The sequence below is a fragment of the Collinsella sp. TF10-11AT genome, from assembly GCF_003437565.1.
Classification (GTDB): domain Bacteria; phylum Actinomycetota; class Coriobacteriia; order Coriobacteriales; family Coriobacteriaceae; genus Collinsella.
On record NZ_QSQW01000011.1, the window covers coordinates 48,974 to 73,297 of the forward strand.

22 protein-coding genes are annotated in these 24,324 nt (G+C 60.2%); 6 read left to right on the plus strand and 16 right to left on the minus strand.

What is annotated here, in order from left to right:
- Window positions 1–199: 199 nt before the first annotated feature.
- Complete coding sequence (locus DXC99_RS07980; protein WP_089573513.1) at window positions 200–1,252, minus strand: branched-chain amino acid aminotransferase; 1,053 nt, start codon at window positions 1,250–1,252, stop codon at window positions 200–202.
- Between the two features lie 289 nt (window positions 1,253–1,541).
- A complete protein-coding gene (locus DXC99_RS07985) occupies window positions 1,542–2,189 on the minus strand; it encodes a DedA family protein (protein WP_117629836.1) in 648 nt (215 codons plus the stop codon).
- Window positions 2,190–2,413: 224 nt separating this feature from the next.
- Here DXC99_RS07985 and cysE point away from each other — a divergent pair, with 224 nt between their 5' ends.
- The gene (cysE, locus tag DXC99_RS07990) at window positions 2,414–3,118 is read left to right on the plus strand and encodes a serine O-acetyltransferase (protein ID WP_089573511.1); all 705 of its coding nucleotides are present in this window, start codon (window positions 2,414–2,416) and stop codon (window positions 3,116–3,118) included.
- Window positions 3,119–3,229: 111 nt separating this feature from the next.
- On the opposite strand, the gene DXC99_RS07995 is transcribed toward cysE, so the two are convergent.
- From DXC99_RS07995 to DXC99_RS08010, 4 genes are all read right to left on the minus strand, one after another.
- Entirely contained in the window at window positions 3,230–5,245 is a 2,016-nt protein-coding gene (locus DXC99_RS07995; protein ID WP_117629837.1) for an ABC transporter ATP-binding protein, read from the minus strand.
- Between the two features lies 1 nt (window position 5,246).
- Entirely contained in the window at window positions 5,247–6,971 is a 1,725-nt protein-coding gene (locus tag DXC99_RS08000; protein ID WP_117629838.1) for an ABC transporter ATP-binding protein, read from the minus strand.
- Window positions 6,971–7,471 carry a MarR family winged helix-turn-helix transcriptional regulator gene (locus DXC99_RS08005; RefSeq protein WP_117629839.1) on the minus strand — a complete coding sequence of 167 codons (501 nt, stop codon included), beginning with the start codon at window positions 7,469–7,471 and terminating at the stop codon, window positions 6,971–6,973. The genes DXC99_RS08000 and DXC99_RS08005 overlap by 1 nt, the downstream gene beginning before the upstream one ends.
- Window positions 7,472–7,652: 181 nt before the next feature.
- Complete coding sequence (locus tag DXC99_RS08010; protein WP_199408897.1) at window positions 7,653–7,943, minus strand: CDP-alcohol phosphatidyltransferase; 291 nt, start codon at window positions 7,941–7,943, stop codon at window positions 7,653–7,655.
- Window positions 7,944–8,235: 292 nt separating this feature from the next.
- Here DXC99_RS08010 and DXC99_RS08015 point away from each other — a divergent pair, with 292 nt between their 5' ends.
- On the plus strand, window positions 8,236–8,757 hold the full coding sequence (locus tag DXC99_RS08015; RefSeq protein ID WP_117629840.1) for a nitroreductase family protein: 522 nt from the start codon (window positions 8,236–8,238) through the stop codon (window positions 8,755–8,757).
- A gap of 103 nt (window positions 8,758–8,860) precedes the next feature.
- Here DXC99_RS08015 and DXC99_RS08020 read toward each other — a convergent pair whose 3' ends face one another.
- The 3 genes from DXC99_RS08020 to DXC99_RS08030 form a co-directional block, all read right to left on the minus strand.
- A complete protein-coding gene (locus tag DXC99_RS08020; RefSeq protein WP_147329356.1) occupies window positions 8,861–9,430 on the minus strand; it encodes a hypothetical protein in 570 nt (189 codons plus the stop codon).
- Window positions 9,431–9,514: 84 nt separating this feature from the next.
- The gene (locus tag DXC99_RS08025; protein ID WP_117629842.1) at window positions 9,515–10,732 is read right to left on the minus strand and encodes a helix-turn-helix domain-containing protein; all 1,218 of its coding nucleotides are present in this window, start codon (window positions 10,730–10,732) and stop codon (window positions 9,515–9,517) included.
- 266 nt (window positions 10,733–10,998) lie between these two features.
- The gene (locus tag DXC99_RS08030; RefSeq protein WP_117629843.1) at window positions 10,999–12,033 is read right to left on the minus strand and encodes a YeiH family protein; all 1,035 of its coding nucleotides are present in this window, start codon (window positions 12,031–12,033) and stop codon (window positions 10,999–11,001) included.
- Between the two features lie 193 nt (window positions 12,034–12,226).
- On the opposite strand from DXC99_RS08030, the gene DXC99_RS08035 reads away from it, so the two are divergent.
- A complete protein-coding gene (locus DXC99_RS08035; protein ID WP_226790702.1) occupies window positions 12,227–12,928 on the plus strand; it encodes a GntR family transcriptional regulator in 702 nt (233 codons plus the stop codon).
- Between the two features lie 114 nt (window positions 12,929–13,042).
- Here the strand turns inward: DXC99_RS08035 and glmS are convergent, their stop codons facing one another.
- Window positions 13,043–14,890 (minus strand): glutamine--fructose-6-phosphate transaminase (isomerizing), encoded by a 1,848-nt coding sequence (glmS, locus tag DXC99_RS08040; protein ID WP_117629845.1) that lies wholly within the window; start codon window positions 14,888–14,890, stop codon window positions 13,043–13,045.
- Between the two features lie 312 nt (window positions 14,891–15,202).
- Here glmS and DXC99_RS08045 point away from each other — a divergent pair, with 312 nt between their 5' ends.
- On the plus strand, window positions 15,203–16,336 hold the full coding sequence (locus tag DXC99_RS08045; RefSeq protein WP_233505701.1) for a LacI family DNA-binding transcriptional regulator: 1,134 nt from the start codon (window positions 15,203–15,205) through the stop codon (window positions 16,334–16,336).
- Window positions 16,337–16,552: 216 nt separating this feature from the next.
- Window positions 16,553–17,758, plus strand: a complete 1,206-nt coding sequence (locus tag DXC99_RS08050) for an ATP-binding protein (protein WP_117629846.1) — start codon at window positions 16,553–16,555, stop codon at window positions 17,756–17,758.
- A gap of 331 nt (window positions 17,759–18,089) precedes the next feature.
- Here the strand turns inward: DXC99_RS08050 and DXC99_RS08055 are convergent, their stop codons facing one another.
- Window positions 18,090–18,740: an HAD family phosphatase gene (locus DXC99_RS08055; protein ID WP_117629847.1), complete on the minus strand. Its 651-nt coding sequence runs from the start codon at window positions 18,738–18,740 to the stop codon at window positions 18,090–18,092.
- Window positions 18,741–18,913: 173 nt separating this feature from the next.
- Between DXC99_RS08055 and DXC99_RS08060 the strand changes: the two genes are divergently transcribed.
- Entirely contained in the window at window positions 18,914–19,792 is an 879-nt protein-coding gene (locus DXC99_RS08060; RefSeq protein ID WP_117629848.1) for an ATP-dependent sacrificial sulfur transferase LarE, read from the plus strand.
- A gap of 128 nt (window positions 19,793–19,920) precedes the next feature.
- On the opposite strand, the gene DXC99_RS08065 is transcribed toward DXC99_RS08060, so the two are convergent.
- The 5 genes from DXC99_RS08065 to DXC99_RS08085 form a co-directional block, all read right to left on the minus strand.
- Window positions 19,921–20,373, minus strand: coding sequence for a PTS sugar transporter subunit IIA (locus DXC99_RS08065; RefSeq protein ID WP_089573499.1), 453 nt, complete (start codon window positions 20,371–20,373; stop codon window positions 19,921–19,923).
- 12 nt (window positions 20,374–20,385) lie between these two features.
- Window positions 20,386–21,324, minus strand: a complete 939-nt coding sequence (locus DXC99_RS08070) for a transketolase family protein (RefSeq protein WP_117629849.1) — start codon at window positions 21,322–21,324, stop codon at window positions 20,386–20,388.
- On the minus strand, window positions 21,324–22,154 hold the full coding sequence (locus DXC99_RS08075) for a transketolase (protein WP_089573497.1): 831 nt from the start codon (window positions 22,152–22,154) through the stop codon (window positions 21,324–21,326). Before DXC99_RS08075 ends, DXC99_RS08070 begins: the two co-directional genes overlap by 1 nt.
- Window positions 22,155–22,218: 64 nt before the next feature.
- The gene (gene fsa / locus DXC99_RS08080; RefSeq protein WP_006235616.1) at window positions 22,219–22,902 is read right to left on the minus strand and encodes a fructose-6-phosphate aldolase; all 684 of its coding nucleotides are present in this window, start codon (window positions 22,900–22,902) and stop codon (window positions 22,219–22,221) included.
- 125 nt (window positions 22,903–23,027) lie between these two features.
- The gene (locus DXC99_RS08085) at window positions 23,028–24,296 is read right to left on the minus strand and encodes a class II D-tagatose-bisphosphate aldolase non-catalytic subunit (protein ID WP_055251764.1); all 1,269 of its coding nucleotides are present in this window, start codon (window positions 24,294–24,296) and stop codon (window positions 23,028–23,030) included.
- Window positions 24,297–24,324: the final 28 nt, after the last annotated feature.

Consider the following 24,324-nt stretch of genomic DNA (forward strand, 5'->3'; position numbering starts at 1 on the left):
GCGCCCCATCTTTCATTCAGATCTATATTGCCCGTAACGGCAGCGCCGAGGTAACGCAGGCCCGAGGGCAACCTTCCTTTCCGGCGCACTCCGCAGGACGAAAGAACCTCCGCCGCACGAAGTGCGCTGCGGAGGTTCTTGCATGTCCGAGGACGCGCCGGAAAGGAAGGTTGCCCTCGGGCCGAACAGCTATGGCAGCTTACGCGACGGTGTAAACCCAGTCGTGCTTATCCTCGACAGCACCAGATTGGATGCCGGTCAGGGTCTCGCGGAGCTTCTTCATCACAGGACCGATCTCGGTGTAGCCAGCCGGGAAGGTCACGGTCTCGTCGGCTCCGTAGACCTTGTTGTCGATCTCGCCGACCGGGGAGATAACGGCAGCGGTGCCGCACAGGCCGCACTCAACAAAGGTGCCGGCCTTGACCTCGGCCCACTCGACGGGACGCTGGTCGACGGTCATGCCCAGGTCCTGAGCAACCTGAACGAGCGAACGGCGGGTGATGGAGGGCAGGATGGAGTCGGTGTGCGACTGCGGAACGACGAGGGTGCCATCCTCCTTCACGAACAGGACGTTAGCGCCACCGGTCTCCTCGACATAGGTGCGGGACTCGGAGTCGAGATACAGGTTCTCGGCATAACCCTCGCGGTGAGCCTCCATCGTGGGCTTCAGGGACATGGCGTAGTTGAGGCCGGCCTTGATGTTGCCGGTGCCGTGCGGTGCGGCGCGGTCGTACTCGGAAACGCGCAGCTTGACGGGCTTAAGGCCGCCCTTAAAGTACGGACCGACCGGGGTCACGAGAATGCGGAACGTGTACTCAGGAGCGGGAGCCACGCCGATTACGTCACCGGAGCCGATCATAAACGGACGCACATACAGGGTTGCGCCAGAGCCGAAGGGCGGAACCCATGCGGCATTGGCAGAGACGACCTGCTTGACGGCCTCGACAAACTTGTCCTTGGGGAACGGGGGCATCTCGAGGCGCTGCGCAGAGTTGTACATACGCTCAGCGTTCATGTCGGGACGGAAACAGACGATGCTGCCGTCCTCGGCGGTGTAGGCCTTCAGGCCCTCAAAGACCTCCTGGCAGTAGTGGAAGATACCACCGCACTCGGAGACATGCAGGGTGTGGTCGGTGGTCAGGCCACCCTCGTCCCACTCGCCATCCTTCCAATGAGCCTCGTAGCTGTAATCGGTCTTCATGTAGCCAAAGCCGAGGCTACCCCAATCGATATCCTTCTTCTCGACAGTCATATGTCGCTCCTTACATACACAGTTGCATACTCGCGAACCCGCACGCAAGGACCGGGGCCGACCGTGTCGCAACGTCACACGCCCGGAGCGTAGAGCCGGACGGGACACGCGGACGACATCGAAGCCGATGACACGTCGATTCGCATGCACGAGATTGTACTCCGCACACGCATCGGATAAAACGTTTTTCTTTAACTAACTAAAGTATTTTCATTTGACCGAAGCTAGAGAGGCCCGCCACCGTAAACGGTGACGGGCCTCAACGACACGATTTGTGCGCCGGCTCGAGCTACGCGTTCTTTTTGCCCAGCTTTGCCTTAACCAAACCGACCACGGTCGGAATAATCGACACGGCAACAATGCCCACGATCAGCAGCTCAAAGTGCTCCTGCACAAAGGGAATGCCGCCAAAGAAATAGCCCAGCAGTGTAAAGACCGTCGACCAGGTGATACCGCCCAGCACGTTATAGATGACAAAGTTGCGCCAGTGCATGCCGCCCATACCGGCGATGAAGGGCACAAAGGTGCGGATAAACGGGAAGAAGCGACCCAGGAAGATGGCCAGGTGGCCCCACTTGTCAAGGAAGTCCTCGGACTTTTTAATGCGCTCGGGCGTCATGGCCTTGACCTTGCCCGAGACGATGATCTTTCGGCCAAAGAAATGGCCGATCATAAAGTTGCACTGGTCGCCCAAGATGGCGGCCGTCCATGCGACGGCCAACAGGGCCACGATGTTAAAGCCGCCGTTGTGGGCAAAGAAGCCCGAAGCGAACAGCAGCGAATCGCCGGGAAGGAACGGGAAGAACACCACGCCCGTCTCGATAAAGATAATTAGGAACACGCAGCCGTAGGCCATAAGCGGGCCGGCGGCGATCCAACTGGCGATCGCGGTGCGCGGGTCCTTGAGCAGCTCGGCGATAAAGTTAATGAAACCCATGAAGTAAAACCTCTCAGTTGTGGGCGCGGACACGTCCAAGTTGACCAGTATACGGTTGCGGCGCCCCCTCGTGCGCAACCCCACAAAAGCATGACTCCATTACCAGCAAGTTTGCATAACTGACACTTGTCGCCCAAAGCAAAGCAAGATCGCCCTTCTTAATCCCTAGCGAATCGCTATACTTTATTGAATCGCATTGTCACGGCGCTGAGGGAGGGCGGCCAGTGAGCTTTATCAATACCATTCGCGAGGACATCAAGACCGTCCAAGCGCAGGACCCCGCCGCGCAAAACGGTCTGGTCATTTTTCTTTCGTACCCCGGCCTGCACGCCAAGTGGAACCACGTGCCCGAGCACTGGCTGTGGGAGCACGGCCATCGCTCGCTCGCCCGGGTGCTCTCGCAAATCACCCGCCACATCACCGGCGTCGAGATTCATCCCGCTGCACAGATCGGCAAACATTTCTTTATCGACCACGCCATGGGCGTTGTCATCGGCGAGACCACCATTGTGGGCGACAACTGCGTGCTCTACCAAGGCGTCACGCTCGGCGGTACCGGCAACGAGACCGGCAAACGCCATCCCACCCTGGGCAACAATGTCACGGTGGGCACGGGCGCCAAGGTGCTTGGCAACATCCACATTGGCGACAACGTCAAGATCGGCGGCAACTCGGTCGTCGTCAAGGACGTGCCCGACAACTGCACCGTCGTGGGCGTGCCCGGGCGCATCATCAAGCGCAACGGCTGCCGCGTGTTCGAGGAGAGCTTCGACGCCAAGCAGCATCGCGAGTACATGCCCGACGATGCCGCCGAGCAGAGCGCCCTCAACCGCCAGGGCATCAACGAAAACGCCCGTCGCGTCAAGGAACTCGAGCGAGAGGTGGCCGAGCTCAAAGCCCTCGTCGCCAAGCTCGTGGACGAGCGCTAGGGCCGTGGGCAGCCGCCACAGCATGAACGCCAGCACAAAAGGCGCGCCAGGGAATCAGCCCCCGGCGCGCCTTCTTTTCGATGCGACATGCGGGACTGCCCCTTTGTCACCTTATGCGAACTGGCTTAGGTAGAGGTCGGCGTAAGCGCCCTCGGCAGCCAGCAGCTCCTTGTGCGTACCCTGCTCGATGATATTGCCGTGATCCATGACCAGGATGAGGTCGGCATCAACAATCGTCGACAGACGGTGCGCGATCACAAAGCTCGTGCGCCCGCGCATGAGCGCGTCCATGGCGCGGCCGATGGCAAGCTCGGTGCGCGTGTCCACGCTCGACGTCGCCTCGTCCAGGATGAGGATCGCCGGGTTGTTGAGCAGCACGCGCGCGATGGTCAGCAGCTGACGTTGGCCCTGGCTGATGCTCTCGGCATCGTTAGCCACCCGTGTGTCGTAGCCCTGCGGCATAGTGCGCACAAAGAAGTCGACCTGAGCGGCACGTGCGGCCGCGACAATCTCCTCGCGCGTCGCCTCGGGACAGCCATAGGCGATGTTCTCGGCAATGGTGCCATCGAACAGCCAGGCGTCCTGCAACACCATGCCAAACTGCTGGCGCAGCTCGCCGCGGTCCATGCAGCTTGTGTCCACGCCGTCGAGCGTAATGCGGCCGCCGTCGATCTCGTAAAAGCGCATAAGCAGGTTGATGAGCGTGGTCTTACCCGCACCCGTGGTTCCCACCACGGCGATCTTTTGGCCCGGCTCGGCGGCAAACGACACGTCGCGCATAAGCGGCTTGTCGGGCGAATAACCAAAGCGCACGTGCTCAAAAGCGACGCGGCCCTCAATGCGACCCGGCAGCTTGGCGGCCTCGTCCGGCAGCGGATCGGCCTCCATCTCGGGCTCATCAAGCAGGTCGAACACGCGCTCCGCACTCGCCAGCGCGCTCTGCAGCGAGTTAAAAGTGAACGACAGCTGCGTCATGGGTTCGGACGCCTCGTAGATAAACTGGAAGAACGCCTGGAACACGCCGACGGTCATGTGACCGGCGACCAGCATGCTGCAGCCCACGAGCGCAATCACAATCTGCGCCAGGCGACCGATAAAGCGAACCGCGGGTCCGACGGCGTTAATCATAAAGTCGGCCTTGGTGCTCACGCGCGCCAGCTCGCCCGAGGCCTCGTGCACCTCGGCAGAGCTCTGGTGCTCGCGGTTGAATGCGCGAATCACCAAACGGCCCGAATAGCCTTCCTCGACCGCGCTCGTGATTTTGGACACCCACTCCTGACGCTCGCCCGTCACATCATGCGTACGGCGCGAAACCACCTTGGTCACCAGCAGCGACAACGCCGTAAAGAACAAAAAGACTAGCGTAAGCGGCACGCTAAACACGAACATCACGCCCACGGCGCCCACCACGGTGCCGATCGACACAAGCAGCTGCAGCAATCCGCGCTGCATGCTCTCGGACATCTTGTCCAAGTCGTTGGTCGCACGGCTGACGACCTCACCGGGACGATGCGCATCAAAGAAGGCAAGCGGCAGACGGTTGAGCTTTTGTGCGATGCGGTTGCGTAGACGCAGGTTGAGGCGTTCGGCCACGCTCGACATCAAAAAGCTCTGGAGCGCATAGAACGAGGCGGCGGCAGTCCAGATCATAAAGTAGACGAAGATGGTCTTGCCGCAGTTCTCCCAGGTGATGTTGAAGGTGGTTCCGTTGGCAAACGCCACCTGAATGTGGCCCCACAGCTCATCGATCACGCGGGCGCTATATGCCGGCGCGGCGGTGTTAAAGATGACATAGAACACAATGCTCGCAAACACGATATAGAAGCGCCAATGGTCGCCGGCAGCCTCGCTCCACAGGCGGCGCACCGTCGCCCAGGTATCACGGGGCGTCTCGTCTTCGTCTTCGTCATCCACGTCGCGCATGCGCTCTGCCTCGGCGCGGGCACGCTCATCCTCGGCTCGTTCGTTTTCCTCGTAAAGCGCTTGACGACGAGCCTCGCGCCCGGCCGCCGCCTTGGCGGCGTCATCCAGCTCGGTCGACGCGGCAGCCTGGTCGACCGTTTTATCGGCAGCGTCCGCAGCGGCGGCATCGACAAGGTCGCCCTGCTTCTTGAGCTCCTCGGTCATGCTACTCACCTCCCTTCATCTGCGATTCCGCGATGGCGCGGTACACCTCGCAGGTTTCCATAAGCTCGCCATGCGTGCCCAGGCCCACGACCTCGCCATCCTTGAGCACGACAATCTGGTCGGCGTGCAGAATCGTCGAGATGCGCTGCGCGATGATGAGCACCGCGGCGTCGCGCGTCTCGTCCTGCAGCGCATGGCGCAGGGCTGCATCGGTCTTAAAGTCCAGGGCCGAAAAACTATCGTCGAAGATATATAGATCGGCATGCTTCATGAGCGCACGGGCGATGGCCAGACGTTGGCGCTGGCCGCCCGAAAAGTTCGTACCGCCCTGCACCACCGGGGTATCGAGCCCCTGCGGCTGATCGAGCACAAAGGTGCTCTGGGCAACCTGCAGCGCATGAAGCATGTCCGCCTCGGTCGCGTCCTCGTTGCCAAAGCGCAGATTGCTTGCCACGGTACCCGAGAACAGCCACGCCTTCTGCGGCACATAGGCAATGCGCCCGCGAATCTCACCTTGCGAAAGCTCGCGCAGATCGACGCCGTCCAGGCGAATGATGCCCTTGGTGGCATCGTGGAAGCGCAGTAGAAGCTTTGCCACCGTCGACTTGCCCGAGCCCGTCGAGCCCACGATCGCGGTGGTCTGCCCGCGACGACAGGCAAAGCTCAGGTCGCACAGGGTGTCCTCGTCGGCATCGTCAAAGCGAAACGACATGTGATCGAACACGGCGACCGTATCGGCCCCGTCCTTTGAGTCGGACGCGGCCGCATCGAGCGTACGCTGGCCATCGACGATGCTCGGCTTAATCTCCAGCACCTGCTGTGCGCGGTTCAGACATGCGGCGGCACGCGGAAGCGTCAGCACCACCATCTGCGCCATCATCACAAAGAACAGGATCAGAAGCGCGTACTCCAGCACCGCCGAGATGCTCGCGATCTGCATGGCGTGGGCGCCCACGCGGTTGCCGCCCACCCACAGCACCGCCACCTCGGCAATGTTCATCAAAAAGAAGCTGGAGCTGTCGAGCCCCACAAAAAGGTGGTTGACCTTAATGGCGTTGTCCGCGTACTCGCTAAACACCTCGTCCAGGCGCTGCTCCTCGTGGCGCTCTTTATTAAAGGCGCGGATGACGCGAACGCCCACGATGTTCTCGCGCAGCACCACGTTCATGCGGTCGATAAAGCTCTGCAGGCGCATAAAAATCGGCGCGGCGTTAGCGACCGTAAAGACCGCCGCCACCAGCACGATCGCAACCACGACGCCCAGCAGCGTGCCCATGGCGGGATCGATAAACCAGGCGAAGATGATGCCCGCCACGGCCAAAAACGGCACCGGCAGCACCAGTTGAATCGTCTGCAGAATCGCCTGCTGGATCACGTTGATGTCGTTGAGCGAACGCGTGATCATCGAGCCCGTGCCAAAGCGCTCAAAGTCGCTGGCAGACAGCTCAAGCGACTTGTCGTAGACGGCGTTGCGGATATCGCAGGCCACGTTGGCGGCCAGGCGCGCCGAAAGATAGCAGCCCAGCACCGCGCCGCCGCTGGCCATGCCGGTCGCGATAAGCATGTAGAGGCCGTTGCGCAGGATGTAGTCGACATCGCCCGTGGTGATGCCGGTGTTGACCATGTTCGCCAGCATCGTGGGAACCAACAGCGTACCGACGTTGTCGATTAGCAGCACCAACAACGTCACCGCGACAAGCCTGCGATACGGCTTCATAAACCTCATTAAGAGTCGCACGACTCCCCCTCACCTTGATTCTCGGCCTGGCTCTCGGCAGCGATATGCTGCTTAAAGGCATCGCACTCATCGCCGAGCACCCGAGAGAATTTGCCGATCAAGCGCATAATCTCGCGCTGCTCACATGGCTCAAGCGCACCAAAGGCTCGCTGTTCGGCCTTGAGTGCCGGCAACGCATAACGCTCGGCAAACCGCATGCCCGCTTCGGTCAAACGCACAACCTTGTTCTTACGGCTGCCTTCGGCAAACTCCAACGTTGCGAAGCCCCGCGCCGTCAAGGTTTTAATTGCCGAGTTGATAGTCTGCTTGCTGTAGAACCATTCGCTTGTCAGACAGCTTACGGCAACACTGCCGCCCGCCGTGCTGGTATCGACGAGCATCCAGTAAGCGCAGTCCGAAAGACCGCAGGCGCGCGAGAACTCCGAATAGATATGGTCGAGTCCATTGAGCAACCGGTCGAAGTCGACCAGCGTAACCGCACTATTCATCTATCCCACCATTCGATTGTCCGATTTTTGACCAATTTTGTATCTCTAGATTAGTCCGAGTTTTGACTATCGTCAACAGGCTCTCCGCAAATGCTTGCACTTTTATGGCCTATCGGCAGAAAAAGACCGCCGGCGCGGGGGCAGCGCCAGCGGTCACGTGAAAATCGGGTTTTATTGCCCGTTAAGCGGCGACGGCCTCATAGACCGTAGCGCCCGAGAAGCTGTCATGCAGGCTCTTGCCGGCAATCCACGGCAGCTCGACGACCTCGCAGACTGTGTTGACCAGCTCGGAGCAGTCAGTAAAGTGGCCCTTGTCGTTGAGGGCCTCGCAATCCTGAACACGCCAATAGCCATCGGTGTGCGTGATGTAGTACTCGTGATCGTTGATCGACACGAAAGCGCGCGCCTTGGAACGCAGCAGCTTCAGAAATCCTTCGAAGTCGGTCTCGACGACATCTCCAGCCTGGAACATGATGTTACCTCCTGGCCCGGCGCCACCACGGCGCATTGATAAACGTTGGCACTCCTTTAGTAAAACCTTTATCAGAGGTTATGCGTTCGTCATTTAGGCAAGTGGTAAAAAACCGCAGGGTAGACGGGATAAAACGTTTGACCAACTCACTCGCTTCTCACATTTTGCCTGCGATTTTATGCAAACCTACTTTTCCAATTGGTAGCTAGCGTTATTTGAGGTTTCGCGCGCGATTACAGTTTTAGCTCGACGGGTAAGAACGGGGCATCTAAAACCAACGTCTGGAGGACCCATGGAGACCATCGAAGCGCTCATCCACCGCCGCAGCTGCCGCAAATACAGCGATCGTCCCGTCGAGGCCGAAAAGCTTGCACGCATTATCGAGGCTGGTCAGTATGCACCGAGCGGCATGGGGCGCCAGCCGGTTACGTTTGTCGCCGTTACCGACCCTGCAACCGTCGAGCGCCTCTCGCAGCTCAACGCCCAGGTTATGGGCAGCGACGGCGACCCCTTCTACGGCGCCAAGACCGTTGTGGTGGTGCTCGTCGATCGCAGCGTGCCCACACATCTGGAAGACGGGTCGCTTGCCATGGGCAATCTGCTCAACGCCGCCTATGCGCTGGGTGTCGATTCGTGCTGGATTCACCGCGCGCACGAGGTCTTTGACTCGCCCGAAGGCCTGGAACTGCTAGCCAACTGGGGCCTGCCAGCGGATGGCAGCCTGCGCGGTGTCGGTAATTGCATCCTAGGCTACGCCGAGGACACGCTCCCCGAAGCAAAACCGCGTCGCGACAACGTAGTGTACATCAGGTAGCTCAGGAACGTCCCCTTCTGCGGCCCTATTCAGTTGCGGTGAAATACGGACTGTTTTGGCTCTATATGAGCCCATTTAGTCCGTATTCCACCGCAACTTATCTTTATGTCTGGTTCGATGCGGCTTCGTTCTCCTGAGTCGCTTCGGTATCGTTGCCATGTTCGCTCTCGTCCTTTTGAGCATCGGCGATGGTGGAGGCCGCCGCAACGATACCACGCTGGGGCGCGACGCCCGTCTGGGTCTGAGCGCCCTCGACAACTTCTGTGCCCGCATGCGCGAGTTCGGGCGATTTAAACACTGCGTCCAAGTTGGCGCCACCGCCGGCGTAGCCAAGCGCAGCGAGTGCGATGACGATCGCCGCAACGACGGCCACAATCGGCACATAACGATGCCAACCAGCAGGATTGAGCCCACTGCGGCGAGCCGCCCCGCGGCTGATGTAACCGAGCGTTCCATCGTGCTTGAGCTTGGAGCCCACCACGCGCTTACGACCCCACAGCGACGACTCGGCCTGCATGGCCAAGCGGGCGCTTGCCGACGGATAGCCGTATTTCGTACGCTTAAATGAGCCATCGAACCCAGAGGCATGCTTGCCCCACGTCACCGATGTTGTGCGTCGGTTAACCGGCGCGGCACTCCGCCTTCTGCGGCTCGGTTTTGTAGTCTCAGCCATATGCCCTCGCACGCCGTAACCAAATCGAAACAATAACGCTTTGGACTGTAGCACACGCATCGCGCGCGGTCACGGGCGCCTCGCTCAACGGTCATCGTCCTTCAGCAAGCGCCACAGCGTTGTACGGCTTATGCCCAGCACCTCCGCCGCACGGGTTCGGTTGCCGTGGAGATGGCCTACGACCAGGTGCGCGATATCTCGTTCGGTATCGACCAGGGGTCGCAGGATATACAGATCGCTGTCGAGCGTCGGAGCGCCAAAGGTCGCGGTTTTGATCACGTCCTCTTGGGCGAGCACTTCCTCCGCCACTGCACGCTCAACCGTGCCTGCCCCCGCCAATATATACAGTCGTTCCGAGACCTCGCGAAGCTGCAGATAGTTCCGCGGCCAGCGGTAAGCATCGAGCATCTTCGCCGCCGCGGCGGACAGCGTGGGCGCTACCGTTCCAAACGCATCAGCGAGATATTCCAGATAGCGCGCAACCTTTGTCGACGCAGCTCCCTGTTCGGCAATCGCCGGCGCCACGCTCACCGCGCAGGCAAAACGATCGGACACAAAAGCAGCCTGATCGCTTTCGCTGCCGCCCGGCATGTCATTCGCCGTCAGCACCACATGACAGCGCGTCGCCAACGCGGTGTCGGCCATCGTGGAGACCAGCTCGCGGAGGCGCTGGGGGCCAACCGCATTCCAGCCCTCAATGCAAAGTGTCAGCCCCGTTTGGAACAGCGGCGATTCGGAGCTTTTGAGCACATGGCGCCAACCGCGATCGGTGAGTTCATCGAGCGCGACGGAAACAAAGGGCTGATCGGCAAAAGGACCGTCCAGATAGAGGCGCTTGGCGATCTCGATCTGGCCCGCGCCCAGCTCGCCCTCGAGCATAAGGGGCACGCCGCGCGCATAGCTCTCGGAAACCGGTGCAGCTACCGCAGCGGCACCCTCAACGATGCCGTACGCGCTCGATTCATAGCGGGCCTCAACTTCGTCGGCGTTGAGCCACTCGATGCCCGCATGCGCCGCGGCGCCGCGCACCTCGCGGACCACGACGACCCAAAGGCCCCCGCCCTCTTTGTCGGTGGGGCGAACGGTCAGGCTCAGGCGCGTACCCGCACGCCCCATAACCAGACGCGCGCCGTCTCCTATACGGTCGAGGCGCTCAGCGACAAAAGCCGCCACATCCCGCTCAAGAGCCGCGTCATTCATGGTCGAGATCGCGACGTCCCCACGCGCATCGATTGCCAATGCCGAGGCCCCGGCAGCAGCCAGGGCCTCGGTCAAGATGTTCAGCTTGGCATCGCTATCCATGATTTGCCCCTGTCCGCGGCGACATGCGGCCGCCGACGGTCGCACGACCGAGTGTTTCAAAATTGAACGATATTGCTCACCAAACACTATAGGGCAGAAAGCGCCGTCCTGCGAGTATAGGTGTTGCCCCGCATCGCCATCCTGGCGGGGCGATAAGAGCTCTTCGGGACTTATAAACCTGCGGACAAGCCATACCCGCAAGAGCTCCTATCGCTCCACCGTGAGAATGCGCCCACCAGCACGCAGCACGCAAACAAGCTACTTCTCTACCAGATTCCCAGTACGTGCTGCATTCCCAAACTCATGCACGCGATGCCAATCCAGCAGCAAAAGCCCAATGCGATGGGCTTGCCGCCCTTTTTGACCAGCTCGACGATATCGGTATTAAAACCAATAGCCGCCATGGCCATCACAATAAAGAACTTCGACAGCTCCTTGATGGGCGCCGTAAAGGACGCGGGAAGCTGAAACACCGTAGTGATCACGCTCGCCAGCACAAAGAACAGCACAAACAGGGGAAACGCGCGTTTGAGGGAGAACGTGCTTTTGGCGTCGCCGCCGGCCTTGCGCGCCAGATGCATCTGCCAGCAAGCAAGCGCCAGCGTGATGGGAATGATGGCCAGCGTCCTGGTGAGCTTGACCACCGTGGCGCTCTCGAGCACATTGGCGCCGGGATGCATGCTGTCCCAGGCGCTCGCCGCAGCCGTTACGGACGAGGTGTCGTTGATGGCGGTGCCGGCAAACAGGCCAAAGCCCTCGTTGGTCAGCCCGAGCATGCCGCCGAGCGTTGGAAACACGAGCGCCGCGATAACGTTAAACAGGAAGATGACCGAAATGGCCTGGGCAATCTCGCGATCGTCGGCATCGATGACGGGTGCGGTCGCGGCGATGGCAGAACCGCCGCAAATCGACGAACCCACACCCACAAGCGTCGCAATCTTGCCCGGCACGTTCATGACGCGGCAAAGAACAAAGGCGATGACGAGCGAGGTCGAGATCGTCGCCACGATAATCGGCAGCGACTGGGCGCCCTTGGACAGAATCTGGGAGAGGTTCATGCCAAAGCCAAGCAGGATGACCGCATACTGCAAGACTTTTTTGGACGTATAGGTGACGCCGGCGGCGAGCTGTTCGCGACGGTTCTTGGAAAAGACGAGCGCCAGGACCATGCCAAAGAGGATGGCGAATACCGGACCGCCGACCACCTCAACCTGCTTGCCGAGCAACGTTGCGGGGATGGCGATAATCAGACAGAACAGGACGCCTTTCCAGCGCTCACGTGCGATATTTGCCAGTTGCATATGGGATTCCTTCTTTCTATTTCACGTTTTCGACGGCTTATGATACGGCAACATTGAGCGCAGCCTTGCGCAAACACAGACTAAGATGCCGCAATAGTTCTCAGGCAACAGCCGAATTACCCACCGTGGAGAGCTGATTCGCGGCATAATTAACAACTGACATATGAGTTTGATAGAACAGTTGCGAGGCGCTATGGAAGAATCGATGCACGTCGGCGAGCAGGAAACGAGCCTACAGGACCAGTCCTACCACACCATTCGACGCAAAATCGTCTACCTGGACTACAAGCCGGGCGAAAAGCTGGGCGTCAAGCAACTTTGCGACGACCTGGATATGGGGCGCACCCCTGTGCGCGAGGCACTGGTGCGTCTGGCGCAAGAGGGCCTGGTGCGCACCGTGCCCCAGAGCGGTACCTACGTCTCACCCATCAACCTCACCCTTGCCGAGAGTGCCTGTTACATCCGCGAGCATCTGGAAAAGCAGGTGATTGTGGAGTGCTGTGCGCGCGCCACGTCGGCCGGCATCGAGCAGCTCGACCGCGCCATCGCGCTGCAGGAAAAGGCCATGGCCGAAGAGGATCGCATCGGCTTCTTTTTGAGCGACAACCTCATGCATCACATGATTTTTAGCATCGCATGCCGCAGCACCGTGTGGTCGTGGCTCGAAGAGACCAATGCCGACCTGGAGCGCTTCCGCTGGCTGCGCGCCGCCACGCAGGTTCTCGACAATCAGGACATCGTGAACGAGCACAAGCAGATTCGCCGTGCCATCGCCGGTCGCGATCCCATCGAAGCGAGCTTTTTGGTCAGCAAGCACCTGCATATGATGTTCCGCAACCAGACCGAGGTTCTGGACCAGTTCCCCGAGTACTTCGAGACCAGCAAGCTCCGCTAACCTGCCAAAAAGGGACAGGTTTATTTTGGCAGGTTTTATCTGGGAAAATACAACAAGGCCCGGCTCCGTCTTGATGCGGAGCCGGGCCTTAGTCGCTAGAACGGCGGAACTCGATTATTCGACCGTGACGCTTTTCGCCAGGTTACGGGGCTGGTCGACGTCGCAGCCGCGCAGGATGGCGACCTCGCGGGCGAGCAGCTGCAGAGGAACGCTCGCCGTGATGGGGCTGAACACGTCGCGGACTGCCGGCACGCGGACGATGCAGTCGGCGATCTTGTTGATCTCCTCGTCGCCCTCGGTGGCAACGACGATGACCTTGGCGCCGCGTGCCTTGCACTCCATAAGGTTCGACACGGTCTTGTCGTAGGTGGCGCTCTTGGTGGCCACGGCGATGACAGGGAAGCCCGGGTCGATCAGGGCGATGGGGCCGTGCTTCATCTCGCCGGCGGCGTAGGCCTCGGCGTGCAGGTAGCTGACCTCTTTGAGCTTGAGCGCGCCCTCGTAGGAAATAGCGGCACCCATGCCGCGACCCACGAACAGTGCGGACTGCGCGTCCTTGCACAGCAGGGCGGCCTCATGCACGGCCTCGGTCTGGGTATCCAAAATCCACTGGATCTGCTCGGCCGTATCGGAAAGCTCGCGGAACAGCATGCGCGCCTGCTTGGTGGTCAGGCGGTACTTGACCTGCGCTAGCAGCAGAGCCAGCAGCGTCAGGCTCACGACCTGGCCGATGAAGCTCTTGGTCGAGGCGACCGCGATCTCCTTGTTGGCCTTGGTGTAGATGACGCCGTCGCTCTCACGCGCCACGGGGCTGCCCACCACGTTGGTGATGCCGAAGACCTTGGCGCCCTTGATGCGCGCGTCGCGAATGGCGGCAAGGGTATCGGCTGTCTCGCCCGACTGGGACACGGCAACGACAAGCGTCGTCGGCGTAATGATGGGATTGCGATAACGGAACTCGCTGGCCGCCTCAACCTCGGTGGGGATGCGAGCCCAGCCCTCGATGAGATTCTTGGCAATGAGGCCAGCGTGATAGCTGGTTCCGCAAGCGATCACGTAGACGCGGTCGATGTCGTTGAGTTCCTCGAGCGAAAGGCCCAGCTCGTCGATGTCGAGCTCGCCGGCCGGCGTCATACGACCGACCAGCGTGTCGCGCACGACGCGCGGCTGCTCGTGGATTTCCTTGAGCATAAAGTCGGGATAACCGCCCTTTTCGGCCATGTCCAGGTCCCAGTCGATGTGGGTGACCTTGGGCTCGATAACGTTGCCGGCCTCGTCGGTGTACTCGACGCCTGCGAGCGTGAGCTTGGCAAACTGACCGTCCTCGAGCACCACGACATCGCGGGTGGCGTCGATGAGCGCGATGACATCGGAGGCGACATAGGCGCCGGTCTCGCCCGCGCCGACCACAATCGGGGAATCCTTGCGGGCTACGGCGATCACGCCGGGCTCGTCAGCGCACACGGCGGCCAGACCATAGGCACCGACCACGTGGGTGCAAGCCTCGCGCACGGAGGCCATCAGGTCGTGCGTCTCGGCATAGGCCTCTTCGATCAGATGCGCGAAGACCTCGGTATCGGTCTCGCTCTTAAAGTGGTGGCCGCGACCCTCCAGCTCTTCGCGCAGCTCGGCGAAGTTCTCGATGATGCCGTTGTGGACGATGGCGATACGACCGTCGCAGCTGGTGTGGGGATGGGCGTTAACGACGGAGGGCTTGCCGTGGGTGGCCCAACGGGTGTGGCCGATACCGCAGGTAGCGTCACTGTCGATGTTGGAAAGCTCGCTCTCCAGGCCCGCGACCTTGCCCACGCGGCGGATGACGTCGAGGTGCGCCGCGGCGCCCTCGCCCACCTCGAGCGCAACGCCCGAGGAGTCATAGCCGCGATACTCCATACGCTTGAGGCCCGTGACCAGGATGTTCTTTGCAATATCAGAGCCGGTGTAGCCGACAATTCCGCACATAGGATAAATCCCTTCGTTCGCGTGACTGCAAGACGTCCACGCACAAGGGGCGCTGAGACGTACGACGTTCGAGTATTGTACTCACGCAAACGCAAGCTGATATACCAGAAGTGGTATCTCAACTTAGATACCACCCGATGCACACATGCCCAGCCGGTCCAAACCACCACAATGGGGACAGGCACCTTTGTGGTGGTCGCGCTGGCGACGGCGTTTCCCCAGATAAAACCTGCCAAAATAAACCTGTCCCTTTTTGGTAGGTTTGGGATGCTACAATCTGGCTTGTACTTGAAACGCATCAAAGGGGCCGCTATGGCAAAGGTTAAAATCAGCGACGTCGCGCGCGAAGCCGGGGTTTCGCTGGGCACGGTTTCCAACGCGCTCAACCACCCCGAAAAGCTGCGTCCCGAGACCCTCAAGCTCATCAACGAGACCATCAATCGCCTTGGCTACCTGCCCAACCAAAGCGCTCGCCAGCTCGCGGGCGGCGCCACCAAGTCCTTTGGCCTGGTGCTCCCCCGTCTCGATCACGGTTTTTCACTCCAAATCGCCAGCGGCGCCCACAACGAGGCCCGCAAGCACGGCTACGACCTGCTCATCGCCAACGCCGATAACGATGACATTCTCGAAGACCATTACCTGCGCTATTTTATGGGCACGCAGATGTCCGGCGTCATGGTTCAGCCCATGGCGTCCCCCGACTGGCACCCGGCCATGACTAAAATGCCCGTGCCGATCGTCCATCTGGACGTCCATTGTTCAGAACCCGGTTACTACGTGGCCGCCGACAACGAGGCACAGGGGCGCATTATCGCCGAGCTCGCCATCGCCCGCGGCGCACGCCATATTGTCGTTGTGGGTCGAGCAGCATTCATGCAGCTCACTCTGCGCGTCCTTGGCATCCACAAGGCACTTGCCCTGCATCCCGATATCAAAATTGAGGTCATCGACGCCGGCGAATGGAATACCGCAGCCGACGGCTACAGTATCGGTGCCCAGATTGCCGAGCGCCCTGCTGACGAGCGCCCCGATTTTGTCATCGGCCTGACCGACGTATTGGCCTCGGGCGTTATCTCGGCGCTGATCGACAAGGGCATTTCCGTCCCCGGCCAGATTCTTGTTGCCGGCTGCGATGGCAACCCGCTTGCCTGGAGCGGATCGGTCCCCCTCACCACGGTAGCACCACCGGGCTACGAGATCGGCCGCAAGGGCGTGCAGCTGCTCATGGAACAAATCGAGGATAAACCTGCCGCCAAGACCAAACGAGTCCGCATCGGCTCCGCCGCGCGCACCGTCACCACGGTCACGGCCAGCGAGGACATTAACCGTCAGGAGCTCGTGCGTCCCTTCTTGCTCGAGCGCGTGAGCACCCAAAAGGCCAAGCCGCACCCGACGGGCCAACCCATGGTCCCGACAACCGACATCAACCTGGGCGCCTACTTGTAACAAAAAAACGCCGCAACGGGAACAGGCCCGCTGCGGCGTTTTTTACTGGCCCCATGTGCCCTCCCCGTTTAGCCGGACCTGCGGCTACGGATATTTATGGAATGTCATCCATTTTTCATTAACTTTTTTGTTAAAATAGACTCAATTCCATATTTTTAGATATTTCCTATAAGCATTGATTTTGCTCCAGTTTTTTCTCGCCAAGAAAGGGGTTTCATGAATCTGATTGATCGCAAACAGTACCTCGACTGGCTCATTTCGTGGAAAGACTCGCACGTCATCAAGGTCGTTTCGGGCGTGCGAAGGTCCGGCAAATCAAAGCTATTCGAAATCTACCGTAGCTACCTGCGCGATCATGGAATCACAGGCGACCAGGTTATATCCCTCAACTTTGAAGACCTGGAGTTCGAGTCGCTTACGTCGTATAGAGCGCTCTACGACTACATTTCCGCCAGACTCGTCCTCGATAAGATGAACTACGTTTTTCTGGACGAGATACAGCACGTCGAGCATTTCGAAAAAGCCGTCGACAGTCTTTTTATCAAGGACAATGTCGACCTCTACATAACCGGTTCCAACGCTTATCTGCTCTCGAGCGAGCTGGCAACTTTGCTCTCCGGCCGCTACGTAGAGCTCAAGATGCTGCCCCTATCCTTTAAAGAGTTTTGCTCGGCAAAAACCAATGACGGAAAGGCTCCTGCGCAGTTGTTTGACGAGTACATCACCCGGGGCTCTTTTCCCTTTATCGCCGAGACGGGTATTCAGGGACCCCAGGCGCGCGATTATCTTATGAGCCTCTACGATACCATCGTCATACGCGACGTTATCGAACGCCTGAAGGTCTCGGACGTCCCGACCCTGCGCGATATCACCAAGTTCCTACTCCATAGCATTGGAAACCGGATCTCGATTAAAAAAATCTCCGACACGCTCTCGTCCAACGGCAACAAAACCGACCAGAAAACCGTAGCCAAATACCTCAAAGGCTTAACAGACAGCCTTGTGCTGTACTTTGCTCCGCGCTATAACGTGCGCGGTCGGCAGCTTCTTTCAACAAACGGCAAATACTACGCCGTTGACCTTGGACTTAGAGGTGCTCTCGTCAAAACCCAAAGCAGCGATATCGGTCATATCCTCGAAAATGTTGTTTATCTCGAGCTCCTACGCCGTGGATACGACGTCTACGTGGGCAATATCGACGGCGGGGAAATCGATTTTGTTGCCCTAAAGTCAGACGAGACAGCCTATTTTCAGGTTTCAGCCACAACGCTCGACGAAACTACCCTCAATCGAGAGTTGGCCCCCTTTAAGAAAGTCCGAGACAACTACCCCAAGACGCTTCTTACGCTCGACACGCTGTTTGCGGACGCGAACTACGAAGGAGTCCGCAAGCGCAACGTGATCGACTGGCTCCTGGAGTAGACCGAGACTGGAGTCACAGCTCGGCCCCTGAACAGCCATAACCACCGCAAAGGGGACCGTCCCCCTTGCGGTGGTTTCTCATTTGAACGCTACAGCGTCGAGTCGTTGCGTGGTTTGGCAAAACCGCGCAACTAAACTGGCGGCAAACGACCTCGACAGGCACTTTCAAAATCTTGGCGACCTTAAGGATCGTGTCAGCCTGGCTGACCAGGCAGGCAGCCATGTGGTGAGTCGGGCCGTCAACGTCCTCGCCCTCGACAACCACAAACTAAAAGTTACCGTCACCGTCCCGCGGGATCGGGTGCGGGATATGGCGACTCACGTGCGAACGCTAGCGCACGGCCTTGACCGCGGCCGGCAGATCGAACAGCGTATCGAGCACAGTCTCGCAGCCATCCACCACGTCCTGCGGCAGCGGCACGATGTCGGGAACGGCAAAGACGTGGCAGCCGGCCGTGATGCCCGAGACGCAGCCGTTGCGGGAATCCTCGACCACGGCGCACTCCTCGGGAGCAAAGCCCGCGCGCTCGCAGGCGAGCAGGTACATCTCAGGGTCGGGCTTGCCGTGTACGACGTCCTCGCCGCAGGTCACCGTCTCAAACTTATCAAAGAGGCCGACCATCTTAAGGTTGCGCTCGGCGGTAACATGGCGCGACGACGTCGCAAGACCCACGTGATAGCCCGCAGCCAGCAGCTCGTCCAGGCACTCGGCGGCACCGCCCTTAAGCTCCAGATCAGTCTTGACCATCTCGTCGCGAATCTCCTTGTGACTACGATAGATCGCCTCAGCGGTTTCGCGGCCGCCGTAATGCCCATCAAGGATCTCCATGACATCAGGCAGCGTGCGGCCGATAAACTGATGGATCAGCGCATCATCAATCGCGAATCCCAGCTCGGCCGCGCCCGCCTTCCACGCCTTGATACCCAAACGCTCGGTATCGACCAGCGTTCCGTCCATGTCGAAAATAACGGCATTGATCATATCGGTCCCCCATCGCTTCGCGCTGCTGTACTCCCGCAACTTTACCGCACCTGTAAACTTGTATATAACGTATATAGCATATTGCACTTTCGTTACATAGATAGAAGTCTTATGACAAGCGGCTCGGTAGGATTATAGTTTTCGACCGAGTACTCAACGGCAAGGATCGATTCATGCTTTCAGACACCACCGCACCTGCAGAGGGGCTTCAGGACAAACTCACAGCGCTCGAGCAGCTGCTTTTGGCATACGGACGCGTCGCCATCGGCTTTTCCGGTGGCGTCGACAGCAGCTTTTTGGCCGCAGTCTGCGCCCGCATCATGCCCGCCAGCACGCTTCTCGTTCACCTCACCACGCCGCTCATCGGCACGCCCGAGCAGGCTTCGTTTGAGCGGGCGGTTGACGGGCAGGCCGATGAGGGGCCGCATTTCAAGCTCCCCGTGCTCAACCTCTCGGTCGATCAGCTGCAGCTCCCCCAGGTAGCCTGCAACGACGCCGACCGCTGTTACCACTGCAAGCGCGCCGGCTTTACCGCCATCGTCAACCACGCCAGGTCGCTGGGTTTTCCCACCGTCATCGACGGCAGCAACGCAAGCGACCGCGGCGACTACCGCCCCGGCATGCGCGCCGCCCAGGAGCTCGGCGTGCGCTCGCCGCTTATGGAGGTCGGCTTTACCAAGGACGAGGAGCGCGAGCTGCTACGCGCCTGGGGATACCCCGTCTGGAACCTGCCGGCAGGAGCCTGCCTGGCCACGCGAGTCCCCACGGGCGAGGAGCTCACGCGCGAGAAGGTCGATGTAATCCGCACCTGTGAGGACTACCTGCACGACCTTGGCCTGGACCAGGTCCGCGCACGCCTCGTCGGCGGCTGCATGCATATCGAGGCCGCGCCGGCAGACGTCGCCAAGATCGCCGCCCTCGGCAGCACCGCGGTCAACGACGAGGGCAAGGCCCCGCTTCCCGCCGCCATCGAATCTGCCCTGCGCAACCTAGGCTGCGGCCATATCTCCCCCGAGGTCACCCCCTACATCCACGGCAACATGAACCAGTAACCTACCAAAAAGGGACAGGTTTATTTTGGCAGGTTTTATCTGGGGAAACGCAGACAGGGCCGCGACGCCTATAGCGTCGCGGCCCTTTTCCTTGGAGAAGGATCGATTAATGGAACGGAGAGCCCGTTCTAGCCCTCGAGCCCGGCGTTGATGAGCTCGGCAATCTCGACAGGATCGGTGCTTTCGCGCACCCTGTCACGGAAGCCAGCATCCATCAGCATCACGGCAGCCTTGGAGAGCAGACGCAGGTGCGTGGTTCCCGCTTCGCCGGCGGGCACGTACAGCGCGAGCGCCACATCGACGGGCACGCCATCAAAGCTCGGCCACTCAACAGGCTCGGACAGCTTGAGCACGGCCACGCCCGGCGTATGGATCGCATCGCTCTTGGCATGCGGAACGGCAAAACCGGCGACGAGGCCAGTCTCGGCCTCGTTTTCGCGAGCAATAAAAGCCGCCTCTACAGCAGACGCGTCATCGGCAAAACCAAGCTCAACAGCCTGCTCGGACAGATAATGCAGCGCGTCCTCGCGCGAGGCGGCGGCGTAGCCAATCGTCACTTGGTTGGCAGATACAAACCCCATGGAAAGCCTTCCTTACAACACGGACCTGACCGCAGCTTCGATGCCGTCGGCGTCCAAACCGTACTTATGCAGCAAATCGACCGCAGGGCCGGACTCGCCGTACACATCGCGCACGCCGACGCGACGCATCGGCACTGGATGCTGCTCCGCGAGCACCGAGGCAACGGCCTCGCCAAGACCACCGATAATCGAATGCTCCTCGGCGGTGACCACGCGACCGGTCTTCTTGGCGCTGGCAACCACCAAACGCTCATCGAGCGGTTTGATCGTATGCATGTTGATGACCTCAGCATCGATGCCGTCGGCAGCGAGCGCCTCGGCAGCAGCGAGTGCCTCAGCGACCATGAGACCGCACGTGACGATCGTGACATCAGAGCCCTCCCGTACAACAACACCGCGGCCGATCTTGAACTCGTAGTCCTCGTGATCGTTGATGACCGGTGTTGCCAGGCGGCCGAAGCGCATGTAGACCGGCCCCTCAAACTCATAGGCGGCGCGCACACAGGCGCGGGCCTCGACATCGTCGGCGGGAACGACCACCGTCATACCCGGAATCGTACGCATGAGTGCGATATCCTCGCAGCACTGGTGCGTGGCGCCGTCCTCGCCCACCGAAATGCCGGCATGGGTGGCGCCAATCTTGACGTTGAGGTGCGGGTAGCCAATGGAATTGCGGACCTGCTCGTAGGCGCGACCGGCGGCAAACATCGCAAAGGTGCTCGCAAAAGCAACGCGGCCCGTGGTCGCGATGCCGGCGGCAAGACCCATCAGGTTGCTCTCGGCGATGCCGGCATCGTAAAAGCGCTCAGGATGGGCAGTCTTAAACTTACCCGTCTGCGTAGCGGCAGCCAGGTCGGCATCGAGCACTACAAAGTCATCGTGCTCATTGCCCAGCTCGACGAGTGCCTCGCCGTAGCTTACGCGCGTGGCGACTTTTTTGACCTCTGCCATTAGAGTTCCTCTCCTGCTGCCGCGAGCTCGGCCATGGCCTGCTCAAACTGCTCGTCATTGGGCGCCTTGCCATGCCAGCCAACCTGGTTCTCCATAAAGGAGACGCCTTTGCCCTTCACCGTCTCGGCGATGATAGCGACGGGCGCGCCGGTCACCTCGCGAGCTTCGGCGAAAGCCGCCTCAATCTGCGCCATGTCGTTGCCATCGGCTAGCTCTATCACATGCCACTTAAAGGCGCGGAACTTGTCGGCAAGCGGCATGGCCGAGTTGACTTCATCGATCGTGCCGTCAATCTGCAAGCCGTTGTGGTCGACGACGGCAACAAGATTGTCGAGCGCATGGTTGCCGGCAAACATAGCCGCCTCCCACACCTGGCCTTCCTCGCACTCACCGTCGCCCAGCAACGTGTAGACACGGTAGCTGTCGCCCCAGTGCTTAGCGGCAAGCGCCATTCCAACTGCAGCAGAGATGCCCTGACCGAGCGAGCCGGTGGACATATCGATGCCTGGGGTATCGTTCATGTTGGGATGGCCCTGCAGTCGGCTGCCAATATGGCGGAGCGTCTCGAGCTCTTCGACGGGAAAATAGCCGCGATTTGCCAACACCGAATACAGGCCCGGCGCCGCGTGACCCTTGGAGAGCACAAAGCGGTCGCGATCGGCCTTGTGAGGGTCGGCAGGATCGATATTCATTTCCTCAAAGTACAGATACGTCATGATGTCGGCTGCACCGAGCGATCCACCCGGATGTCCCGACTTGGCCGCGTGAACCGCAGTCACGACACCCTTCCTGACCTCATTGGCGACCTTCGCCAGCTCCTGGTTGGTCATACGAATTCCTCTCTTGAGAACAACCCCGGCACCGGATGGCGCGATGCCGAGGGCAACCCGGTCGTTAAGCCTGAGCGACGACCTTCTGCCAGTCAGCCTCAAAAGAGGCGAGGCCCTGGTCGGTCAGCGGGTGATGCAGGCACTTCTTGAGAGCGGCCATGGGCACGGTCGCGATGTCGGCACCAAGAAGAGCCGCCTGGGTCACGTGGTTGGGCGTGCGGACCGAAGCGGTGATGATCTCGACGGTGTCGTCGACGTTCTTGCCGGTCCAGTCATAGTTCTTGATGCATGTCACGACATTGTCGAGCTGCGAGATGCCGTCCTCGGCGATGTCGTCAAAGCGGCCGACAAACGGGCTGATGTAGCGGGCACCGGCGTTGGCGGCCATGAGGGCCTGCGTCGGCGAGAAAACAAGCGTCATGTTGACGCGCACGCCCGCATCGGCCAGGGCGCGGCAGGCGGCGAGGCCGGCCTCGCACACGGGAAGCTTGACCACGATGTTGGGAGCCAGGGCGGCAAGACGCTTGCCCTCCTCGATCATGCCCTCGGCAGTGGTCGCGGTGGACTCAGCAGACACGGGCAGGCCCTCGCAGAGCTCGGCAATCTTGAGCATATGGGGCTCAAAGTCGGCGAGCTTGCCGCCGGTCTTGGCGTACAGGGACGGGTTGGTGGTGACGCCGGCAAGGCAGCCCCAGCTCTTGGCCTCGGCGATCTCGTCAAGGTTGGCGGTATCGATAAAGAACTTCATGGTGCAAACTCCTTCTAAGGAATCCAAAACTCAAAAAATAGGACAAAGGGGATGTCCCTTTGTCCTATGTGCCGGGCCTGCAGCTGGGACATGCCCCAGGCCCGGCGTCGTGTAGGAAAAGCTACTTAGAGAGCCTTCTCGATGCGGCTCGTAACGCCCTTGAGGTTAAGACCGACGACGTACTGCTTGATCGGGCGCTTGATGTGCTCGATCACAAAGCGCTTGCCGTCAATGTCCTGGGCAGCGAGGTTGCGATAGAGCTTCTCGACCTGCTCCTTGACCTCAGGATCGTTGAACGCGTAGTGGCCGGAGACATCCAGAATCTTCAGGCTGAGCTCGTCGTCGGCCAGAATGTCGTCAACCTGCAGGTTGACATCGTCGCCGGTCATCCACTTGCGCCAGCGCTCGGTCTTGATGGCCTTGACCAGCAGCGTGTGATACAGATCGGAGGGATCGTCGCACAGGCCGTTGTCGACCAGAATCTGCTCGGTAGCGCAGAGCTTGAGGTAAGCGCGGGTCTCCTCGGTGCCGTACTGAGGGGCGACATTGGAAGCGGTCACGTGTGCCGGGATGTGCTCGAGCAGCGTCGCGTCGTCCAGGTAGTCGGCGTTGTGCTCCTTCAGGCCCACGCCGTAGCGCTTGGCCATGTCGGCGAGCTCGCGGGCATTCTTAAAGTTGTAATGACCGACCTGCTCGGTCCAACGGGTGAGCGTACCGGTCTGGCCGACGATAAAGGTGGGCATGGGGCAGCCGCGCTTCTCGAGCTCGGGCTGCAGCTGAGAAATGAACTCCTCATACTTGTCGGTGGAGGTCAGGCCGCCATTGGTCTCCTCGGTACCGACCTCATAGGCAACCTCGGGCAGGTTATGCTCGCGACGGTACTGCTCAAGATAGTCGATAAGATCGATCGTGCGGCGAAGCACCACGTCGAGCGGAATAACCTTGCCGATCTGATAGGGGTCCTTGGTGGGGTCGACCATCAGCAGGTCAAAGCCTGCCTCCATGTCGGCGACAAAGGACTTGCGGGCGAGCTCCATGGCCTCGTCCTCGGGCAGGTGGGCGTTACGCTCCTCGTCGCGCTGCCACGGACCGCCGTGATCGCGGCACAGGTAGTACGGACCGGTATAACCCACCTCGTCGGCAACCTTCTTAATGTCGGCGGCAAAGCGCGTCTGGTCCCAACCGTTGACGTAGCCGGCGCCCATCTCGTCCATATCGACCTGGTTGCGGCTAGCGATAAACATGGGCGGGAAATCCTCGTCCTTGGCAAGCTCGAACACGGCCTGAATCAGGTTGGGGCTCATGGGGCCAATGCCGACCATGGTTGCGTGATCGCCGCTGTCCTGCAGCTTGAGCATGCCCTGAACGGCCTGGCGGATGGTGAGGTTGGACATTTTGTTCTCCTTCTCCAGAGGATTTTTG

Coding starts and splice junctions, on each gene's coding strand:
- DXC99_RS08065 (WP_089573499.1), bottom strand. CDS start 20,373: ATGGGGTTTGTATCTGCCAACCAAGTGACGATTGGCTACGCCGCCGCC.
- DXC99_RS08010 (WP_199408897.1), bottom strand. CDS start 7,943: ATGTTCCAGGCTGGAGATGTCGTCGAGACCGACTTCGAAGGATTTCTG.
- DXC99_RS08005 (WP_117629839.1), bottom strand. CDS start 7,471: ATGAATAGTGCGGTTACGCTGGTCGACTTCGACCGGTTGCTCAATGGA.
- DXC99_RS08045 (WP_233505701.1), top strand. CDS start 15,203: ATGGCAAAGGTTAAAATCAGCGACGTCGCGCGCGAAGCCGGGGTTTCG.
- DXC99_RS08050 (WP_117629846.1), top strand. CDS start 16,553: ATGAATCTGATTGATCGCAAACAGTACCTCGACTGGCTCATTTCGTGG.
- DXC99_RS08030 (WP_117629843.1), bottom strand. CDS start 12,033: ATGCAACTGGCAAATATCGCACGTGAGCGCTGGAAAGGCGTCCTGTTC.
- DXC99_RS08055 (WP_117629847.1), bottom strand. CDS start 18,740: ATGATCAATGCCGTTATTTTCGACATGGACGGAACGCTGGTCGATACC.
- DXC99_RS08060 (WP_117629848.1), top strand. CDS start 18,914: ATGCTTTCAGACACCACCGCACCTGCAGAGGGGCTTCAGGACAAACTC.
- DXC99_RS08085 (WP_055251764.1), bottom strand. CDS start 24,296: ATGTCCAACCTCACCATCCGCCAGGCCGTTCAGGGCATGCTCAAGCTG.
- DXC99_RS08070 (WP_117629849.1), bottom strand. CDS start 21,324: ATGGCAGAGGTCAAAAAAGTCGCCACGCGCGTAAGCTACGGCGAGGCA.
- DXC99_RS07995 (WP_117629837.1), bottom strand. CDS start 5,245: ATGACCGAGGAGCTCAAGAAGCAGGGCGACCTTGTCGATGCCGCCGCT.
- DXC99_RS08000 (WP_117629838.1), bottom strand. CDS start 6,971: ATGAGGTTTATGAAGCCGTATCGCAGGCTTGTCGCGGTGACGTTGTTG.
- DXC99_RS07980 (WP_089573513.1), bottom strand. CDS start 1,252: ATGACTGTCGAGAAGAAGGATATCGATTGGGGTAGCCTCGGCTTTGGC.
- DXC99_RS08015 (WP_117629840.1), top strand. CDS start 8,236: ATGGAGACCATCGAAGCGCTCATCCACCGCCGCAGCTGCCGCAAATAC.
- glmS (WP_117629845.1), bottom strand. CDS start 14,890: ATGTGCGGAATTGTCGGCTACACCGGCTCTGATATTGCAAAGAACATC.
- DXC99_RS08025 (WP_117629842.1), bottom strand. CDS start 10,732: ATGGATAGCGATGCCAAGCTGAACATCTTGACCGAGGCCCTGGCTGCT.
- DXC99_RS08035 (WP_226790702.1), top strand. CDS start 12,227: ATGGAAGAATCGATGCACGTCGGCGAGCAGGAAACGAGCCTACAGGAC.
- DXC99_RS08020 (WP_147329356.1), bottom strand. CDS start 9,430: ATGGCTGAGACTACAAAACCGAGCCGCAGAAGGCGGAGTGCCGCGCCG.
- DXC99_RS07985 (WP_117629836.1), bottom strand. CDS start 2,189: ATGGGTTTCATTAACTTTATCGCCGAGCTGCTCAAGGACCCGCGCACC.
- DXC99_RS08075 (WP_089573497.1), bottom strand. CDS start 22,154: ATGACCAACCAGGAGCTGGCGAAGGTCGCCAATGAGGTCAGGAAGGGT.
- fsa (WP_006235616.1), bottom strand. CDS start 22,902: ATGAAGTTCTTTATCGATACCGCCAACCTTGACGAGATCGCCGAGGCC.